The organism is [Flexibacter] sp. ATCC 35208, assembly GCF_001975825.1.
Classification (GTDB): Bacteria; Bacteroidota; Bacteroidia; order Chitinophagales; family Chitinophagaceae; genus Chitinophaga.
Genome location: NZ_MTKN01000029.1, coordinates 1 through 19785 on the forward strand (window position 1 = coordinate 1; position 19785 = coordinate 19785).

A 19785-nucleotide genomic window follows, 5' to 3' on the forward strand; every position below is an offset into this window, starting at 1 on the left:
CCCAATGATTTTATGCCGGTCTTGGCCATCCATTAACCTGTTTTCATTCATTCGCCCCTAAGCTATCAGGTCTGTAAAGGCCTTTTCGTCCATTTACCCTTAAGTTTTTTATCCCTATCCTATACCTACATCCATTGTCCCCAGAGTTCGCTTGTACAGGCCATCCATTGCTTAAGGCCCCATATGGTTTCATTTTCATTCATTCCCCAATTTCCTGCCTGTACAAGCCATTTTTTTACTGACATTTAGTACGTTTGTACCGCAAAAAATCAAGCATTATGGAATATAGAATAGAGAAAGACACGATGGGCGAAGTACAGGTACCAGTAGACGCATATTATGGTGCTCAAACCCAACGTTCTATCGACAATTTCAGGATAGCACAGGATATTAACAGAATGCCTAAAGAAATCATTCAGGCATTTGCTTACCTCAAAAAAGCAGCAGCACTCACCAATCTGGATGCTGGCGTTCTCTCCCAGGAAAAGGCCACGCTGATCGGCAACGCCTGCGATGAAATTCTCGCTGGCAAACTGGACGACCAGTTCCCACTGGTAGTTTGGCAGACAGGTTCAGGTACCCAGTCCAACATGAACGTAAATGAAGTGATCGCTTACCGTGCCCATGTAAACAATGGTGGTAAACTCACTGATAAAGATAAAGCGATACACCCGAATGATGATGTGAACAAATCACAGTCATCCAATGATACTTTCCCAACCGCTATGCACATTGCGGCGTACAAAATGCTGATCGAGGTAACCATCCCAGGGATCAAAAAGCTCCGTGCTACCCTGGCTGAAAAGGCAGAAGCCTTCAAGCACGTGGTGAAAATAGGCCGTACCCACTTTATGGATGCGACCCCGCTCACCCTGGGTCAGGAAATAAGTGGTTATGTATCACAGCTGGACCACGGGCTGAGAGCCATCAACAATACCCTCGCTCACCTGAGCGAACTGGCATTGGGTGGTACTGCCGTAGGTACTGGTATCAATACCCCTAAAGGTTATTCTGAGAATGTAGCGAAACACATCGCGAACCTCACCGGTCTGCCTTTCATCACTGCTGAGAACAAATTTGAAGCCCTGGCAGCACACGATGCAATCGTAGAAGCACATGGCGCCCTCAAAACTGTAGCAGTGAGCCTCATGAAGATCGCAAACGATATTCGTATGCTTAGCTCCGGCCCACGCTCCGGTATAGGTGAACTCCACATTCCTGACAATGAACCAGGTTCTTCTATCATGCCAGGTAAAGTGAACCCTACACAGTGTGAAGCCCTCACGATGATCGCTGCACAGGTAATGGGTAATGACGTAGCAATCAACATTGGTGGTGCTACCGGTCACTTTGAACTGAATGTGTTCAAGCCTGTAATGATCTATAATTTCCTGCACTCTGCACGCCTGATCGGCGATGGTTGTGTAAGCTTCAATGATAAATGTGCGACAGGTCTGGAACCAATCGAAGCAAATATCAAGAAGCATGTGGATAACTCACTGATGCTGGTAACTGCACTGAACACGAAGATCGGTTACTACAAAGCTGCTGAGATTGCGCAGAAAGCACATAAAGAAGGGACTACACTGAAGGAAATGGCGGTGAAACTGGGATATGTAAAACCAGAAGAATTTGATGCGTGGGTAAACCCAATTGATATGGTTGGAGAGATTTAGTAATCTGAGTAAAGAGATCAGATCGTCTGCACAAAGAGATTAAATCATCTGTGTAAAGAGATCTGGTAGTCTGCCCAAAGGGATTAAATAATCTGAGTAAAGAGATCAGATCGTCTGCACAAAGAGATTAAATCATCTGTGTAAAGAGATCTGGTAGTCTGCACAAAGAGATTAAATAATCCCCATAAAGAGATCTGATTATCTCCGCCCAAAACTCAAATAATCTGCATAAAAAAAGGGGTTGTAAATTTTACAACCCCTTTTTCTTATTATGTCTTATAATGAATATTAAATAATATTAATGATGCAATGATGCCATTATAATAGTCCGTAAACTAGTCAGGATAATCAATATTCCCACCATAATCATCAGCGGCTTCCGCTTAATCTTCCTCACCAGCAGCGCTGCAAAAGGAGAAGCAATCACCCCACCAATAATCAGCCCTATAATCACCGGCCAACCGGTAATAGCGCCAAATAACAAAAACGTACTCGCACCAGCCAGAGAAATAAAGAACTCCGCAGCATTTACAGATCCAATCGTATAATGAGCCGAACGGCCTTTGCTCAGCAAGGTTGAAGTCACAACCGGACCCCATCCGCCACCGCCAATGGCATCCATAAACCCACCAAACAATGCCAGCAGCCCCAGTCTCTTCGTTTTGCTCTTTGCCTTCTTTTTCTGAAATGCTTTGCGAAGTACGACAAGACCCAGGATCAACAAATAAGCACTCATGTATGGCTTGATCACATCCCCATCAATCACCTTAGATAATAAAAACGCACCGGTTATGGCACCAATCACACCCGGTATCAAAAGGCCCATAAACAGTTTCTTATTTACATTCCCAAAACGGAAGTGTGAAATACCTGAAGCCCCGGTCGTAAACACCTCTGCCACATGCACACTCGCACTGGCAATAGCCGGAGGAATACCCAGACCCAACAACAAAGAGGTAGATGTAGCACCATAAGCCATACCCAACGCACCATCCACCATCTGAGCAGCCAATCCTACACAGATGTAGAACAACACTTCCCTGGTGAACAAAGACGCCGTAAAGTCGTAGATACGGGTGTGCGTAGCTTCGGAGGTATTAAAATAATATAATATTCCTGCCCCTACCAGTACTGCTAGCCCGATAAGACCGATCAGGAGCCATAAAGCTGGCTTCTTCTGGTTGTCATCATTGACAAGGTCAATAAGGACCTCCTGGCGTTCAGGGCTGGCCACTTGATTCTCTATTTGCTCTATCTCCTCGTTATGCGACATTATTTCTCTAGTTATTTAGTCTATAGATAAGATAGACTAAGGTAGGGTGAATAAACGGTTTATCCAAGCGGGCAACCTTAAAAAGTTATTAGAAAGAGAAAAATAAGGAAAGTTTAATCCTTTCAACTGCCGGCAGGCACCTCTCTAAACCAACAAAGCTCCTGCCGAAGGCAGGAGCTTTGTTGGCTGGGCATTTCATAAGCCCCTTTATTTCTTCGCAAAAGGCAAATCATACGTTATCGCCACATAATACAAACCCTTTATCGTAGGCCCTCCCACATACTGGAAGTAAGCCGTATTGAATATATTCGATCCACCCACCTTCACGGAAGTATGAATCTTGGGCAATCCATAAGTCACCTGCGCATCTACCGTGCTATAAGCCGGCACATCACCATTACCAAACAGATTCTGCCAGTAGAAAGCATCCTGCCAGTGCCATACCACATTGAACCCTACATTCTTAAACACCTGCCTGTTACCAAAACTCACATTCGAAAAGTACTTCGGCGTATTAAAACCAGGAATCAACGCATCATCCTTCGTCTTATCCTGTGTCAGGGTATTATAATTCAGGTTACCACTAAGGGTATATCCCTTCTCAAAATTGTAAGTCACACCCAGTGCAAAACCATAGTTCTGTACGGTAGACTTACTATTTGTCCACACCCTATACCTGTTCTGGTATTGCTTATCATACATCTGATCCAGCACTGACTGGGTCAGGTCATTCACACTACCCGTCTTAGGCACCGCCACTTCCACCTGCCCGATAAAGTGCTTGTAACTGTTGAAATACCCATCTACATCAATAAACACTTTATTATCAAACAACACACTCTTATACCCTGCTTCAAATGAATGGATCTGCTCAGGTACAATCGGGTCCAGGTTCGCTACTTTCAGTACGCCTGCACTTTGCTGCTCTGCCTCTGCCCTTGTCACTGTTGCATCTGCATTGGTGATCTTATTCACCGCTGTTGTATATGCCGTCGCACTGCTGGTCAGGAAGGAATTCTTAAAATATCCCAATCCTTCTTCTATAAATGCCAGACCACCTACACGACGTACCCCACCGTTATTCACGAAAGAATACGCTTCAAACAGCGATGGGAACCTAAACCCATTCTGCCAGCTGGCCCTGAAGTTATGACGCTGATTAGGTGTGGTATATACTGCCGCAATACGAGGGTTGAACTTACCATCGAACTGCTGACTCTTATCATACCTCAAAGATGCTGTCAGTTTCAGCTGATCATGGAAGAAGGTTTTGCTTGCCTGTACAAACCCACCTGCTTTACCATACCAGATGTGTTTACCACCCGGTGTATTACGGTCAGCCAGCGCTTTTGTGAAATCCACAAAGTTGTTGCCATCCGGAATGATCTCGTAAGTACGGTAATCCGCACCTACCAGTACATCCGCAAAGTGTACATATTTACGCAGGTTCCAGGTACCCTCTCCGTGATAGAAATGGCTCATCTGCAACAGGGCAGCACCACCACTCTTGTTAGTAGAATCTTTGGAAGTAGGGTAAATATCCCAGTCGTTGATGCTCTTGATCAACTTCACCTGTTTATCAAAAGCCGCTGTACCCGGTGTCCACCTGCCATTATCAGCTGCAGCACGTGCCGCACGGTGAGCAGCAGCGATATCGCTACCCGCATCCAGTGCGGAGTTCAAAGCCTTGGTATAATCTGACTGCCAAACCTTGTCTGTTTTGAAAGACTTTTCAAGGTTATCCGCCAGCGGGTTCATATTATAAGAGTCACCGGTGTTTTCGAGTGACATATAAGAACGGATAGTGAAATCCTCTCCCTGTAACTCGACTTTATGGTTTTGTACTACCACGTTTTTCAAACCAATACGGTTACCACGCTGGAAGAACCCATCCATCTGACCAATACGGTAGTTGTAAGAAATCTGTAGTTTAGGTCTGATCTTATAATACAACCCTCCATCAAATTTCAGGTTCTTTACGGTGTAATCACCTACCAGGTCTTTTTCCCAATATCCGGTACGGCTTACGTTGTAAGATTTACCATTTTTATCAGTGATCGGGAAAGTACTCTGGTCAGCATATTTATTCCATGCATCGTTAGCTACGTTGTTCGCACCTACGAGCGTAGGGAAGTCAGGATTCGCCTTGGTACCGGGATTGAAGTCATTGTGACTATCCGCATACCAGTCAGTACCCTGCATATAAGAGAAGTTGATTTTGAAGGCAAATTTGTCATTGAAAGCCTGCGCATATCTCACAGAAGTTTCAGTCAATGCCTTTGGAGAACCTCCACTGCCATCGAAGTGGTTAGCACCGATTTTCTGATACACACTGATACCCTGGTATTGGAAAGGGTTCTTGGTAAGCAGGTTAGACATCCCATTGATGGCGTTCATACCATACAAGGCAGAAGAGGCGCCGGGAGTAACTTCAATACTCTGGATATCCAGTTCGGTAGGGCCGATGGCATTACCCAGTGGTACACCAAGGGTAGCGGCCTGGTTATCCACACCATCTACCAGCTGCATAAAGCGGAAGTTGTTCGGCACATTGAAACCACGGGTGTTGAATACCTTAAAGGTCAAACCTGCTGTGGTCATCTGCACCCCTTTCAGGTTCCCGATGGCATCATAGAAAGAGGCAGCCGGTGTTTCTTTCAATGCTTTTACATCCAGTTTTTCAATCGCCACCGGTGACCGCATCAGTTTTTCCTGCTGACGGGAAGCGGATACTACCACTTCGTTCACAAGCAGGTTCTGCGTCACCAGTTGTATCTGTAAACGGCTATCGCTGTTCTTTACATCGAACTCCTGCGGTTGATAGCCGATGAGACGTACAACTAATTTGAACGGGAATTTAGTGTTTGCAGTCAGGTGAAAAGTACCTGTACTGTCTGTAGTGGCGCCGAAGGAGGTACCTTTAATCTGTACAGAAGCTCCTACCAGGGGTTCCTTGCTGTCTCCGGTGATTTTTCCGGAAATGATATAGGAGCCGTTGAGTTGTGCCTGCGCAAACAGCGGCAGGAGAATGGTCAGGAGCCACAGATAGATTATACGTACGGGGCGTCTGGTGTTTTGCATATAATTTATATGTATTAGTAAAAAGACTTTAGTTTAGTGAATGTATAATGAATTACAGGTCAGTTCCTTAGCTTATTCTTCTTTTTTATATCTATTAGTCTATAGAATTTGTGGACAAATGTAATAAGGGGATTCAGCATTTCAAAATTTATTGTTAAAATTTGATGAGAGGAAGGGGTTAAACACAAAAAAAATATGCCCCTGCTATCGCAAAAGGCAAGTCCCTGCTGCCGCAAGGCACATCCCAGCTATCGCAAAGGGTAACCCTGCTATCGCAAAAGACACCTCCTGCTATCGCAAAAGGCACCTCCATGCTACCGCAAGGCATAAAAAAAGCCCCTGCCATAAGACAGGAGCTTTGACTTTATAGTAGTCATTCGATACACTTATTTACTCACCGCTACCTGCTCTCTCTCTCTCTGCTCTCTCTCCTTCTCATGGTGCCTGGCAAAAAACTTTTTCTGGAACACCAGGATCGTGATCACACCTACTGAAATTGCAGCATCCGCCACATTGAAGATAGGTCTGAAAAACACAAAAGACTCACCTGCATTGATCGGGAACCAGGTTGGAAAATGCCCCCTCAGAATCGGGAAATACAGCATATCCACCACATTTCCATGCAGGAAAGTACCATATCCACCACCTGGAGGCAGGAACTGTGCTACATCTGCATAATTGGAAGAAGAGAATATCATTCCGTAAAACAGACTGTCTATCAGGTTACCAGCGGCACCAGCCAGAATCAATGAACCACAAATTAACAAACCTCTACTGTAATCCTGCTTCACCAGTTTCTTCATATATCTGAAACCAATAATTACCGCAAATAAGCGGAACAGCGTGAGGATTATTTTTCCAAAATCACCACCGAACTTCATACCGTAGGCCATTCCATCGTTTTCAATGAAATGAATCCTAAACCAATTAGGGAAGATAATGATCTCATCAGAGAAGTTCATATGGGTTTTGATCCATACTTTTAATGCCTGATCTACTACCAGTACCAGTACTACAATCAATATTACGTGACGATATTTCAAAGGGTATAATTTTTATCAAAATTAATAATAATGTGCAAAATCGGAATTTCCTATCATTCCTGAAAATATACCCGTTTCACCCGCTGCGAAATTCCTGTTAATATTTCATAAGGTATAGTACCTGCCCAGGCGGCTAATTGCTGTACAGGTAAGGATTCGCCAAATACTATTACTTCATCTCCTTCTGCAATATCAGTAATGTGGGTTACATCCAGCATCAGCATATCCATTGCTACCACACCTACTACCGGGGCCAGCTGACCCCTTATCAGCATCTTGCCTACGCCATTGCTGAGGCGGCGGGGATACCCATCTGCATACCCGATTCGCACAGTAGCTGTCACAGCCGGGCTTTTTGCCTTCCACTTTGCACCATAACCCACAAAATCGCCTGTATTCAGGTGTTTTACCTGCGAAACGGTGGTTTTCAGTGTGCTTACCGGTTTCAGTTGTGCCTGCATTTGCTCACTGCTGTCCACGCCATACATCCCGATACCTAACCGCACCATATCCAGTTGTAAATCAGGGTGACGGAGGATGGCCGCACTGTTCGAAATATGTCTGATCACCGCATAGCCGAGTGCCTTTTGCAACTCATAGCTCATTTCATAGAAATGCTTACCCTGTAGTTTGGTCAGCTCGTCCAGTGCCGGATCTTCACTACCTGCCAGATGACTGAAGATAGATTTAACTGTAAGGTAATTATTATCTGTTAGCATAGCAGCCAGCTCGGGAATGTCTTTCCGCTCAAATCCAAGCCTGTGCATGCCTGTATCTAGTTTAATATGTACCGGAAATCCGGTCTTGCCTGCTATCTGAACTTCTTCTTCAAACTGCTGTAACAAATGCGGGGAGTAGATCTCGGGTTCAAGGTTCCACTGCAGGATCGCATCAAATGAACTGGGTTCGGGGTTCATGACCATGATCGGCATGGTTATACCTGTTCGTCTTAATTCAACACCTTCATCAGCATACGCAACGGCGAGGTAATCTACGCCATGGAACTGCAATAGATTTGCAATCTCAAAACTTCCACTACCGTAAGAAAATGCTTTGACCATCGCCATCAGTTTGGTAGCGGGTTTCAGCAATGCCTGGTATTGTTTGATATTATGAGAAACTGAGCTGAGATTGATCTCAAGAATGGTCTGATGTACTTTTTGTTCCAGCAATTTGCCTATCCGCTCAAACTCAAATACACGTGCTCCTTTCAGCAGGATGGTCTCATGCTGAAAATCCTGTTGGTTAAACTGCTGGATAAACTCTTCTGTAGTGAGGAAGAAAGTACTCTTTAATCCCTCTACCTGCTGGAAACACTTCTTTTCACGGAAGATGTTTTTACCAATACCAATTACCTTGTCGATCTTCTTTTGTTGCATCAGGCTGGCTACTTCTTCATAAAGAGAAGCATCGCTCTTGCCGCTTTGCAGAATATCGCTGAGTATCACGGTACGGGTAGGGTGCTGTTGCTGCTGTTGCAGAAAATCCAGCGCTATATTGAGTGAACCTAAATCTGAATTGTAACTGTCATTGATCACCGAGCAGTTGTTAATACCCTGTTTTAGCTCCAGTCGCATGGCGATATTACCCAACTGATCCATACGCTGCTGAATCACTTCCGGAGAGATCTTGAGGTACAGCATCAGTACCCAGCAGTGAATCGCATTCTCAATAGAACCTTCATCTACAAAAGGAATGGTAATATTCAGCGACTCCCCTTTATGCAGGGCCTCGATGTGGGAGTGGGTACCGTTCTTTTCCACATTGATCACTCTAAGGTCAGCATCCGTTTTGCGCGACCAGGTACAAAGTTGTAAGCCCTCCAGGTTTTCCTTCTTGCCCACCAGGTTGTGAAACTGGTTGACACATTCATTCAATGCGAGGTAATCCTTGCAGTAAATGAGCAGTTCGCTCTTGGAAAACAGTACCAGCTTTTCGTTGATCTTTTGGCGGATGTTCAGGAAGCCCTCGTTATGGGCTTCGCCGATATTAGTAAAAATGCCAATGTTAGGACGGATTATCTTTTCCAGGTGCTCCATTTCTCCGGGTTGGGAGATGCCGGCTTCGAAAATGGCCAGCTGGTGCTCAGGTTTCATTTGCCATACAGAAAGGGGAACCCCTATCTGTGAGTTGTAGCTCTTAGGACTACGTATGATGTTGTAATCTTTTTCCAGCAGCTGGTACAACCACTCTTTTACGATGGTTTTACCATTGCTACCAGTTATACCGATCACAGGAATATGAAATTGCTGTCTGTGATACGCTACCAAAGCATGCAGCGCATTCATTGTATCTTTAACCAATATAAAGTTAGCCGTTGGAAACTGGGCAAGGTCCGGTGATTCACTTACAATGAAGTTGCTGACCCCCTTTTCGTACAATTCTTTTATATATTGATGAGCGTTCCTGCGAGGACTTACCAACGGAATGAAGACAGAGGTGGCCGGAAATATCACCTTCCGGCTATCCAACAGAATATGTTCAATCTCCGGGTTACCTGTTTGCTGTAATAGCTCACCTTTCAGCACCTTGCTGATACTTTCTGCGTTATACACTTGTGGTTAAGTTTATTTTGCCGGAACAATGACCAGTGACGGCCTCATTGTTCCACTTCCCTTAATAGAATTAATTAAAACAAAGTTGACGTCTACTTCTAATGTGGGGTCATGGTTGCCGCAATTTTTTGATGAATGAATGGCAAATATATGGGAATAACCGTTAGCACATTGTTATAAATGTGTGCTTTCAGGTGGTAACCACTTAATTAATAATGACCTTATCTTTCGAACTTCCGCTGTCTGATGAACTGGAAAATGACCCTGAACAAAAGGATTAGCAGAACGGGAATAATGACACAAATAGCCTGCCACATAGACTTGTTTTGCTTGATCTTTTCGGCATCTAACAGGCGCAGGGTTAACTCTTTATTGCGCGCTTCCATGATGCCGGCGTTGTTGGTAAGGTATCCCAGCGAGTTGAGCAGGAATTCTTTATTGGCATATACCATCGAGGGGTCGAAGAGGTTAACGCCCATTTGCATAGGACCATTTTTCTGGGAAATGGCATTTGTGATGAGGTCGCCGTCACTAACGACAATCATCTTATTTATAACATCACTATGATCTTTAAATGGTAAACGGGTCACCTGTTGAATCAGCTGTTGCTCGTCTACACTCAGCCTGTTGCGGAACAGGGAGGTAAACTGTCCTTCCAGCAATACTGCCACCGGCAGGTTATGCTGCTGGAACTGGCGTGGATTAGGTTTGGTACGAAGGTCGTTCCAGCTCAGCTGTACGGGAGCACGCTCTGTACGTGAATTGCCGGAAGAAGTCAGCAACACTGTTTTGGAGATATCCCCCCCTTTCACCGTATCGATTGAGCTTGCAAAATGGCTCAGCACCAGGTCCATATTTTTTACAATCGGATGTGCACCGGTTGGTGAAAGCAATGGGAAATAAGGGAAAGGGAGCAGGTCAAACTGTGGTTTATCCCCAACATGTCCCACCACCTGTGGAAGGCGATCACATTGTAAATCCTGGATCAGGTCCTGGTTGATCCTCACGCCATAGCGAAACAGCATGTCTTCCAGGTTCAGTTCACGATCCATGGCTACATAGGTATCATGTTTTTGCAGGCTATCCATACCTACATTCAGTTCATCTACAAACCAGATCACTTTACCACCGTTCATGACGTACTGATCTATCTTCAACTTATCTTCATCCGTAAAGCGGTCAACAGGTTTTGCAAACACGATGGCGGAAAAATCCTGCGGAATGTGAGAAACGTATTGTAAGGTAATCGTGTCGAGCAGGTAGCTGCTTTGCATGCTGGTAAGGGCATCCAGTACTTCGGCACCCAGCAATTCATTGTGGCCGAGCATGTAGCCTACCAGTGGCAGGTGATTTTGTTTGAGCTGATATATAGCGTTGGCAAACTGGAATTCCAGCAGTGCCTCGGAGCTGTTCATGGTTTGCATAGGATCCTGGCCACCCTGGTTCTTCAGGAGATTGATGCCGAGGGTCTTGCTGCCATAGTGAACAAGGGCACCCGGGAAGATCAGTTTCTCAGAGTATCCCTGGTTCGCATCTTCCTGCACCTGCATATTAAAAGGCATGATCCCCTGCTCAGCAAGTGATTGCTGAAAAGCGAGCCTGTCGGAATCATTCATGCCCTGACCGGGATTCAGGAAAGAAAACTGCACCCGGTTACCGCCTACTTCCCTGAATTCTTCCAGGAGTTCCTGGGTAGATTGTGCCAGTTGACGGAAGGAAGCAGGGTAATCACCCTTGAGGAATACCTCGATGGTGACAGTGCTATCCAGCCCTTTGAGCAGCTGGCGGGTGCTGGGAGTAAGGGTAAATCTCTTTTCGGCGGTTAGGTCCCATCTTGTATGAACGTACATGGCCAGGATGTTAACGCCTATCAGTATAGCTATGACGAGTATTGCCCGTTGCAGGTATTTTTTCTTACTGTTAATCACAATCTGATTAATTACTTAGTGTGACAGTCTTATTTTCAATCCCAGATCCTTCTTTGTAATGACAATCTTGTTAGATAGAGCATCAGTGCAATGATACTAAGGAAGTAAACTACATCCCGGCTATCGATTACCCCTCTGCTGATAGAAGAATAATGGAAGCGGATCCCTGCCATTTGCAGGTAGTAGTCCGCCGAACCGGTGAAGGCAGGCAACTTACTCAGTGAGTCGAATCCATAATAGAATATAAAACAGGTGAAAATGGCGGTGAGGAAGGCGACCACAGAGTTGGTGGTCAGAGAGGAAGCCCAGACACCGATGGCGGTGAAAACGGCTCCCAGCAGGAACAGCCCGATATAAGAACCGGTAATGCCACCGTTGTCCAGCACTGTATTAGGAGCGCTGAGCCTGCGGATGGCGATGTAATACACCAAAGTCGGTATCAGGGAAATCAGTACGATCAGTAGGCCAGCGAGGAACTTTCCGTTCACGATCTGCCACCAGGTGAGCGGTTTGGTGCTCAACAGCTCCATGGTGCCGGATTTGAATTCATCGGCAAAAGAACGCATGGTGATAGCAGGAATCAGCAACAGGTAAATAACTGGGGCCAGCTCAAACAGCGGGTCCAGGTTGGCATATCCATAATCCAGCAGACTGGTGTCGGGGAATACGAATAGCAATAGCCCATTTGCCAGCAGGAATAGGATAATAGCGATATACCCTGTGATGCTGCTGAAAAACTGATGGATTTCCTTTCTGAATATTGCTAGCATAGTAATTTGACTGAAAGTACAAATATATATATTATTTAAGGTGCAAGCGTTAGAATATAATTAGTAATAAAAAATGCTTTTGCCTCAGGCAAAAGCATTTTTTGCGCCATGTATATAGCGCTTAAATCAAAATTTTATTGGATAAGAGAGAAAGTTTTTCCAACCGGAGGCGCTCCGGTCGTTTACATAAGCAGGATGATAAAATCAATCAATCCCTTTCGTCGTAATAGTCAGCTGGTTCTTCATATTCTTCTACCGCAGGCTCCATCCCATTCTTAAACCGATAATCATTGATGGCAGCCCTCACCGCATCTTCCGTCAAAATCGCACTATGAATTTTAGAAGGAGGTAAACTCAATGCTTCCACGATCTCCATATGATCTAACCGGAAAGCCTCTTCAATTGTTTTCCCCTTAATCCATTCAGTAGTGATAGAAGAACACGCAATCGCTGACCCACAGCCAAAGGTCTTGAAGCGTGCGTCTCTGATCACGTGTGTGACAGGGTTTACTTCGATTTGAAACCTTACAACATCTACGTATTCCGAGACGTGTACCAACCCGGTACCTACATGCTGGGAATTTTTGTCCAGCGTGCCGGCGTTCCTGGGGTTGTTGTAGTAATCCAGTACTCTTTCAGCGTAAGACATAAGCATAAGTATAAAGCATTCATAATCCAGAGGCATGCCACAGGTCACTGTATTTAGGCCTCTGTCTGGCCGTTTTATAGTTGGTTTATAGCAATCTTACGGCCAGATTTTTCCGTATTGTCATTGATGCGACCATTCGATCGCATTCATGTCCTCTCCCTCCTTGAACATTTCCCACAGGGGGCTGATTTCGCGCAGTCTGTTCACGGTTGCTGTTACAGCATTAATAGTAAAATCTATTTCTTCTTCAGTGGTGAATCTTCCCAATCCAAAGCGCAGGGAAGAATGTGCAAGGTCATCTCCCAATCCCAAAGCTTTCAGCACATAGCTAGGTTCAGGCGATGCTGATGTACAGGCAGACCCGGAAGACAAAGCGACTTCCTTGCCAAAGCCCATCAGCAGGGCTTCTCCTTCTACATATCTGAATGATATGTTACTTACATGTGGCAGGCGGTGTGCGCGGCTACCATTTACATATGTTTCTTCCAGTTGTAATAACGCATTTTCCAGCTTATCGCGCATGGCTCCCAGCCTTTTTCCTTCTTCTTCCATTTCCTGCATGGCCAGTTCGCAGGCTTTGCCAAACCCTGCAATAGCAGGCACATTCAGGGTACCGGAGCGCATCCCACGTTCATGTCCCCCACCGTCCATTTGCGCAGTTACCTTCACTCTGGGTGATTTGCGACGTACATATAATGCACCGATGCCTTTAGGACCATATAATTTATGTGCGCTAAATGCAGCCAGGTCAATACCGTCTTTTGTCACATTCACGGGCACCTTGCCCGCAGCCTGGGTAATGTCGCTCATCATGAGTACGCCATGACGCTTGGCGATGGCACTGATCTCCCGGATAGGATTGATAGACCCAATTTCGTTGTTGGCGTACATTACAGCTACAATAATCGTTTTAGCAGTAATAGCTGATTCAAGTTCTTTCAGGTCGATCATACCTTCCTCATTCACCTTCAGGTAGGTCACAGATGCGCCCAACTTTTCAATGTGTTTGCAGGTATCGAGTACGGCTTTATGTTCTACTTCGGTAGTAATAATATGGTTCCCTTTGTCCGCGTACATTTCAAATACACCTTTCAGGGCCAGGTTATCGGCTTCCGTAGCGCCGGAAGTGAAGATGATTTCTTTCGGATCGGCTCCTATAAGGGCAGCTACCTGTTCCCTGGCCAGATCTATCGCAGCTTCTGCAGCCCAGCCATATGCATGATGACGGCTGCTGGCGTTGCCAAAATGCTGTGTAAAGAACGGAAGCATCGTTTCCAGCACCCTTGGATCCAGGGGCGTAGTAGCATTGTTATCAAGATACACAGGCAGTTGCAACATACACAAAAGTTTATACTACAAATCTAACGAATTGCTATCATCAAGGTACGAATTCGTTGCGAAGGAGATTTAGCCATTTTGTGTTAATTTGCCTAACATGCTGAAAGTCGAACATATAGGTATTGCTGTACAATCGTTACAAAAATCTATTCCCCTGTTTGAGGCGCTGCTCAACACTTCCTGCTACAAACAGGAGCAGGTAGATAGCGAGGCCGTCAGGACCGCTTTCTTTCAAAAAGGCGAAACCAAAGTAGAATTACTCGAACCAACAAACCCCGAAAGTGTGATTGCGCGTTTTTTGGAAAAAAAAGGAGAAGGTATGCACCACATCGCCTTCGATGTAGCGGATATTCATGCAGAAATGGCTCGCCTTGCTGCAGCAGGCTTTACCTTACTAAATCCAATACCAAAGCAGGGCGCGGACAATAAATTAGTTTGTTTTTTACATCCCCGGGATACCAGTGGTGTACTTGTAGAACTGTGTCAGGAAATATTTTAAAAAATTTCCAGTTTTTTAAAATCCACCTTTTATCTGGTTACGTAGATATTTCTCAGACACTGTAGCAGACACGTTAATTTCAAAAAGAAAAACTTTTTTTATTTAAACAATCATCAATAATATTTGTTAGAACTTATAGCTTGGGAATGTTCGGGAAATGTAAATGATCGAGCTTAATATACCTAAGAATTTAAATGCACAACAAAAAGCAACAGACTACCACTAATAATTACCTTAAACATATTGTATCTACCCAATTCATTGGAAAATGAATGTGGGAGGTATATTCAAAATACTCTAAAGTTGGCATAGGTTATGAACACCTGCGGGCTTTTTAGCTTGCAGGTCTCTTTTTTTATAGAAAGATCTATTCCCGCCGGAGCAGGAATAGATAAATAAAGAACTTACTGAATGACCTTTTCCATGCCCATACTTCTCGATCCCTTGATTAATATATACGTATCTGTAAACTCCTGCTGCTTCAGCCATTCCGCTGCTGCTGCTGAGTTTTCCATGAATATGTAAGGATGTTTTACTTTACTGAAATCGCCACCCACTAATACGACTGCATGCCAATGAGTTCGCTGCAATAAATCGACCAGCGCCTGGTGCTCTTCTACACTATCCGCACCCAACTCCATCATACCACCTAACAGCAATACTTTTTGTGCAGCTTCAATACCTGCAAAGTTTTCAATCGCCGCCTTCATACTGGAAGGATTCGCATTGTACGCATCCATAATCACAGTATTACTACCCTGTTTAATCACCTGCGAACGGTTGTTGGAAGGCACATAGCCAGCAATGGCTTCCCGTATTGTTTCTCCCGGAATATTGAAGTATAAACCTACAGCTACAGCAGCCATTACATTCGGAAAATTATAGGCGCCTACCAGTTGTGTGGGGATCAATCCGGTCGCTGTATCGCTTGTTACTTTTACACTCAGCAGTGCAGTGTCGGCAATAGGATCACCTGTGTAAGTAGCACCTTTTTGTCCATAGGTAATGACCTGTGGAATACCCTTACTCATCTCTACAAGATATGGATATTCGTTGCACAGGAACACAGTGCCTTCGTTTGCTCTCAGAAAATCATATAACTCACCTTTTGCACGACGTACGCCTTCCGGACTACCAAACCCTTCCAGGTGGGCCTTTCCGATATTAGTAATAATGCCATGCGTTGGCAATGCAATTTTACAATATGCTTCAATTTCATGTTCATGATTCGCACCCATTTCAATCACTGCAATCTCAGCATCCGCAGGAATACGCAGAATCGTGAGTGGCACACCAATATGATTATTCAGATTCCCAATAGTAGCGGTTGTTTTGAACGCTGCCGCCAGTACCGTGCTTACCAGTTCCTTGGTAGTAGTTTTACCATTCGTACCGGTGATGGCGAGGAAAGGAATATTCAATTGTTTCCGGTGATGTAACGCAAGTTGCTGTAAGGTAGACAGCACATCTGTTGTCAACATCATTTTGTCCGGCTGCGTATTGAATTCAGCTTCATCTATCACGGCGAGTACAGCACCCTTTTCCAATGCCGCAGCTGCGTAGGTATTCCCGTTAAAATTGGGACCTTTCAACGCGAAGAAAATATCGCCCTGTTTGAGCTGGCGTGTATCAGTCTGTATAGATGGATGATTACGGTAAACTTCGTATAACTGCGCTATGTTCATAAAAACAAATGTAACTTAATAAAAATTATTTGCTATATGCCCTGGTGGGGCATTTGTCTGCTATTTGAAAAAATGAAATTACTGTAAATGAATTGCATTTTTTTCGGAAACCTGCCTAAAATCAGGGGCAATCCACAGGCATTATACCGCAAAAATCCCCCCAAAATTCCCGTGAAAAATAAAATATTATTTATAAATATATCTTCTATATTTGTTCCAACATATAACCATATCGACACTCAAATAACCATCACTCAACCATATTAAAAGACCTGGCTGGACAAAACCAGCTATTGTATGACCAAATGAAAAGACCCATGCAAACACTCGCGTTGCCAGTGTTATTACTTAGCCTGCTCGTGTACGGATGTACTGCCGAAAAAGCACCAGCTCCCGACTCAGGAATCACCGTCACTGCATGCGACACCGCAGTCATCACCTCCGCTTACATTCTGACCGCTGTTTCAGATAAATGTACCAGCAGAGGATGTCACAAAGGCACCGGTTCTACTGCATCTACCGATTTCACTACTTATAGTGGTATCAAAGGTTACATCACCAGTAATGAAGCCCTCTGGAAATCACGTGTAACAGGTGCAGATGCCGATATGCCTCCCGGCTCTTCAAAACTGAGTCAGGGCATGAAAGATTCCATCGACTGCTGGATATCGCATGGAATGCCCGAATAAGTTACTATTCAAAAATCCTAAAAAAGTAAAACAATGAAACATTGCATTGTGCTGTTGACAACCATGCTCTTGTTACAGCTTCGCGCCAACTCCCAGGATGTTTATTCCTGCAAGAACACAACCCTGTCTTTCTTTTCCGCTACACCCATGGAAGACATTGATGCTGTAACCAACAAAGCCGTATCTGCTATCAATGAAAAAACAGGCGCTGTGTACTTCAAAGTCGCCATCAATACTTTTAAATTTAAAAAGACACTGATGGAAGAACACTTTAACGAAAACTATCTCGAGAGTGACAAGTATCCAACCGCAGAATTCAAAGGTAAAATTCTGGAAATACCTGACCTGCACAAGGATGGCACCTATCCTGTAACTGTAGAAGGAACAATGAACATGCATGGCGTAGATAAAGTGTATCGCGAAAAAGGCACCATCATCGTCAAAGACGGTAAACCAACCCTCGATGCCAAATTCAATGTCAGGTTGGTAGATCACAAGATCAAAGTACCTACGCTCGTTGTCAAAAACATTGCAGAAGTAATAGAAGTGACTGTAAAAGGAGCCTATTCCCCTGCGTCCTGAACCATTTAAAACAACACAACAACACAACTCTTCTATGAAGCAAATATATCTGTTATTGCTCGGCTGTTGCTACAGCCTGAGCACCTTTGCGCAGGATGATCTGGCAAATATGTTTCAGGATAGCGCTAAGAAGCATGAACCCGTGATTGCGACATTCAAATCAACCCGTATCATTCAGGGCAATTCTATTGAAACCCTCAAAAAACATGAACTGGATTTTCGCGTAGATCACCGCTTTGGTGACATCGGCGGGGAATTCGGTGGTGGCAAAACAGCTTTCGGGCTGGATAACTCTTCTGATATCCGTATCGCATTTGAATATGGTGTTACAGATCGCCTCATGGTAGGTCTGTCCCGCTCCAAAGGCTCTGGTGGCCTTACACAGCTGTATGAAGGCCTGGCCAAGTACCAGCTGATCACACAGACTACTGATGACCATGTACCCGTAACCGTTACCCTATTTGGTAATGCAGTAGCAAGTGGTGCTACATCCAGCACAGTAAAATCGGATGCTGCTTATTTTGATAAATTCAGTGACCGTGTTTCTTATACAGGACAGGTGATCATCGGCCGTAAATTCAATCGTAGCCTGTCATTGGCACTGTTACCAACATTGGTACACCGCAACCGGGTCACGTACATGGACGAGAATGATGTATTTGCAATAGGCGGCGGTGGACGCCTGAAATTCACCAACCGCATGGCATTGCTGGTAGAATATTTCTATCCGTTCCGCAGTCAGGAAACGAAAGATTATTTCAAAAACAGGGGCCGCGAATTGTACAACCCACTCTCAGTAGGATTGGAAATCGAAACTGGCGGACACGTATTCCATATCAATTTCACCAACTCAACTGCTATACTGGAAAATCAGTTTATACCTGAAACCACTACCTCCTGGTTGCAGGGACAGTTCAGATGGGGATTCAATATATCCAGAAGATTTTCACTGTAAAAAATTCATATAACTTCCGGACACAAAATGCTTTTGCCCATGGCAAAAGCATTTTGTGTTTATAAGGGTGAGACGCTGGCTGTGCAAGATTTTTGCGCCTGCGAGGGAGGTATAAAATTGATTCGTATTTTTATAGTGCAATGGAAAAAATTGTCTGCCATATCAAAGAGGATTCCTGGATAGCTCGTCTGGCTGCCCGCCGGATGAACAGCCAGAATATGGCCATGGTGATTGGAAAAACCATCCATCTCCATGGTGTAACCCGCAAGGAATTTTTGCGACACCCATGGTGGGTGCGCCACGAAGTATGCCACATTATGCAATATCAGGAGCTGGGATTGCTCCGTTTTCTCTGGCATTATCTCTGGGAATGTAAAAAAGTGGGGTACTACGCCAACCGTTTTGAGGTGGCGGCCCGGGCCGCAGAGAAGAATACTGCGATCGTAAATCGGGTGGTGTTTAGTTAAGTGGTTGAAATACAGTTGTTTGTTAAATTTGCAAGAAATTGTTAAAGTCCGTATCAGTTTATATTTTTTGATAACACTGGATTTATTTTGCTTATTTTTACGTCAAACGGAGGTGTTCTATGGTAAAAAAAGTAACAGACGGAATCACCATCAGCGTGGAAACATTTTATCAACCGGATTATTCAAATCCGATTGGAAGTGAGTTTATGTTCGCCTACCGTATCACCATTGAAAACAATAATACCTTTCCCATAAAGTTATTGCGCCGTCATTGGTACATCATTGACTCCAACGGTACTCATCGCGAAGTAGAAGGAGAAGGCGTAGTAGGTGTACAGCCGCTACTAGCCCCTACCGAAAGCTACCAGTACGTATCAGGTTCTAACCTGCGTACAGAGATCGGCAAGATGTATGGTACCTACCAGATGGAGAATCAACTCAACAAGAAGCTGTTCGAGGTTAAAATCCCGGAGTTTCAAATGATTGTACCCTTTAAGCTAAATTGATTTACTGATTAACACAGGTCTTATTGATCATGGCAAGCTGTTGCCATGATATCTTTTTTGTTCGAACAGGTCTACCAAAATCAAGATAT

16 protein-coding genes are annotated in these 19785 nt (G+C 44.5%); 7 read left to right on the plus strand and 9 right to left on the minus strand.

Annotated features, from left to right (window positions below; all coding sequences use genetic code 11):
- Positions 1 to 278: 278 nt before the first annotated feature.
- On the plus strand, positions 279 to 1676 hold the full coding sequence (gene fumC, locus BW716_RS18590) for a class II fumarate hydratase (RefSeq protein ID WP_083724724.1): 1398 nt from the start codon (positions 279 to 281) through the stop codon (positions 1674 to 1676).
- A gap of 298 nt (positions 1677 to 1974) precedes the next feature.
- Here the strand turns inward: fumC and BW716_RS18595 are convergent, their stop codons facing one another.
- From BW716_RS18595 to BW716_RS18630, 8 genes are all read right to left on the minus strand, one after another.
- Positions 1975 to 2949 carry a sulfite exporter TauE/SafE family protein gene (locus BW716_RS18595; RefSeq protein WP_083724726.1) on the minus strand — a complete coding sequence of 325 codons (975 nt, stop codon included), beginning with the start codon at positions 2947 to 2949 and terminating at the stop codon, positions 1975 to 1977.
- Positions 2950 to 3156: 207 nt separating this feature from the next.
- A complete protein-coding gene (locus BW716_RS18600; RefSeq protein WP_083724728.1) occupies positions 3157 to 6030 on the minus strand; it encodes a TonB-dependent receptor in 2874 nt (957 codons plus the stop codon).
- Positions 6031 to 6416: 386 nt separating this feature from the next.
- Positions 6417 to 7073, minus strand: coding sequence for a lipoprotein signal peptidase (locus BW716_RS18605; RefSeq protein ID WP_083724730.1), 657 nt, complete (start codon positions 7071 to 7073; stop codon positions 6417 to 6419).
- 53 nt (positions 7074 to 7126) lie between these two features.
- Positions 7127 to 9628, minus strand: coding sequence for a bifunctional UDP-N-acetylmuramoyl-tripeptide:D-alanyl-D-alanine ligase/alanine racemase (locus tag BW716_RS18610; RefSeq protein ID WP_083724732.1), 2502 nt, complete (start codon positions 9626 to 9628; stop codon positions 7127 to 7129).
- Between the two features lie 221 nt (positions 9629 to 9849).
- Positions 9850 to 11556: a gliding motility-associated ABC transporter substrate-binding protein GldG gene (gldG, locus tag BW716_RS18615; RefSeq protein WP_179091178.1), complete on the minus strand. Its 1707-nt coding sequence runs from the start codon at positions 11554 to 11556 to the stop codon at positions 9850 to 9852.
- A 35-nt stretch (positions 11557 to 11591) separates the two neighbouring features.
- Positions 11592 to 12326: a gliding motility-associated ABC transporter permease subunit GldF gene (gene gldF / locus BW716_RS18620; RefSeq protein ID WP_083724736.1), complete on the minus strand. Its 735-nt coding sequence runs from the start codon at positions 12324 to 12326 to the stop codon at positions 11592 to 11594.
- A 208-nt stretch (positions 12327 to 12534) separates the two neighbouring features.
- The gene (locus BW716_RS18625; protein ID WP_083724738.1) at positions 12535 to 12975 is read right to left on the minus strand and encodes an iron-sulfur cluster assembly scaffold protein; all 441 of its coding nucleotides are present in this window, start codon (positions 12973 to 12975) and stop codon (positions 12535 to 12537) included.
- Between the two features lie 120 nt (positions 12976 to 13095).
- Positions 13096 to 14310: an IscS subfamily cysteine desulfurase gene (locus BW716_RS18630; RefSeq protein WP_083724862.1), complete on the minus strand. Its 1215-nt coding sequence runs from the start codon at positions 14308 to 14310 to the stop codon at positions 13096 to 13098.
- Between the two features lie 100 nt (positions 14311 to 14410).
- Between BW716_RS18630 and mce the strand changes: the two genes are divergently transcribed.
- Positions 14411 to 14812, plus strand: coding sequence for a methylmalonyl-CoA epimerase (gene mce / locus BW716_RS18635; RefSeq protein WP_083724740.1), 402 nt, complete (start codon positions 14411 to 14413; stop codon positions 14810 to 14812).
- 404 nt (positions 14813 to 15216) lie between these two features.
- On the opposite strand, the gene murF is transcribed toward mce, so the two are convergent.
- Complete coding sequence (gene murF / locus BW716_RS18640) at positions 15217 to 16497, minus strand: UDP-N-acetylmuramoyl-tripeptide--D-alanyl-D-alanine ligase (protein WP_083724742.1); 1281 nt, start codon at positions 16495 to 16497, stop codon at positions 15217 to 15219.
- A 317-nt stretch (positions 16498 to 16814) separates the two neighbouring features.
- On the opposite strand from murF, the gene BW716_RS18645 reads away from it, so the two are divergent.
- The 5 genes from BW716_RS18645 (at position 16815) to apaG (ending at position 19696) form a co-directional block, all read left to right on the plus strand.
- Positions 16815 to 17186, plus strand: a complete 372-nt coding sequence (locus tag BW716_RS18645) for a hypothetical protein (RefSeq protein WP_083724744.1) — start codon at positions 16815 to 16817, stop codon at positions 17184 to 17186.
- Between the two features lie 33 nt (positions 17187 to 17219).
- Complete coding sequence (locus tag BW716_RS18650; protein ID WP_083724746.1) at positions 17220 to 17768, plus strand: YceI family protein; 549 nt, start codon at positions 17220 to 17222, stop codon at positions 17766 to 17768.
- A 34-nt stretch (positions 17769 to 17802) separates the two neighbouring features.
- Positions 17803 to 18723: a DUF5777 family beta-barrel protein gene (locus BW716_RS18655; protein WP_083724748.1), complete on the plus strand. Its 921-nt coding sequence runs from the start codon at positions 17803 to 17805 to the stop codon at positions 18721 to 18723.
- 140 nt (positions 18724 to 18863) lie between these two features.
- Positions 18864 to 19190: a DUF4157 domain-containing protein gene (locus BW716_RS18660; protein ID WP_083724750.1), complete on the plus strand. Its 327-nt coding sequence runs from the start codon at positions 18864 to 18866 to the stop codon at positions 19188 to 19190.
- Between the two features lie 119 nt (positions 19191 to 19309).
- Positions 19310 to 19696, plus strand: coding sequence for a Co2+/Mg2+ efflux protein ApaG (apaG, locus tag BW716_RS18665; RefSeq protein ID WP_072364286.1), 387 nt, complete (start codon positions 19310 to 19312; stop codon positions 19694 to 19696).
- The last annotated feature ends 89 nt before the right edge of the window (positions 19697 to 19785 follow it).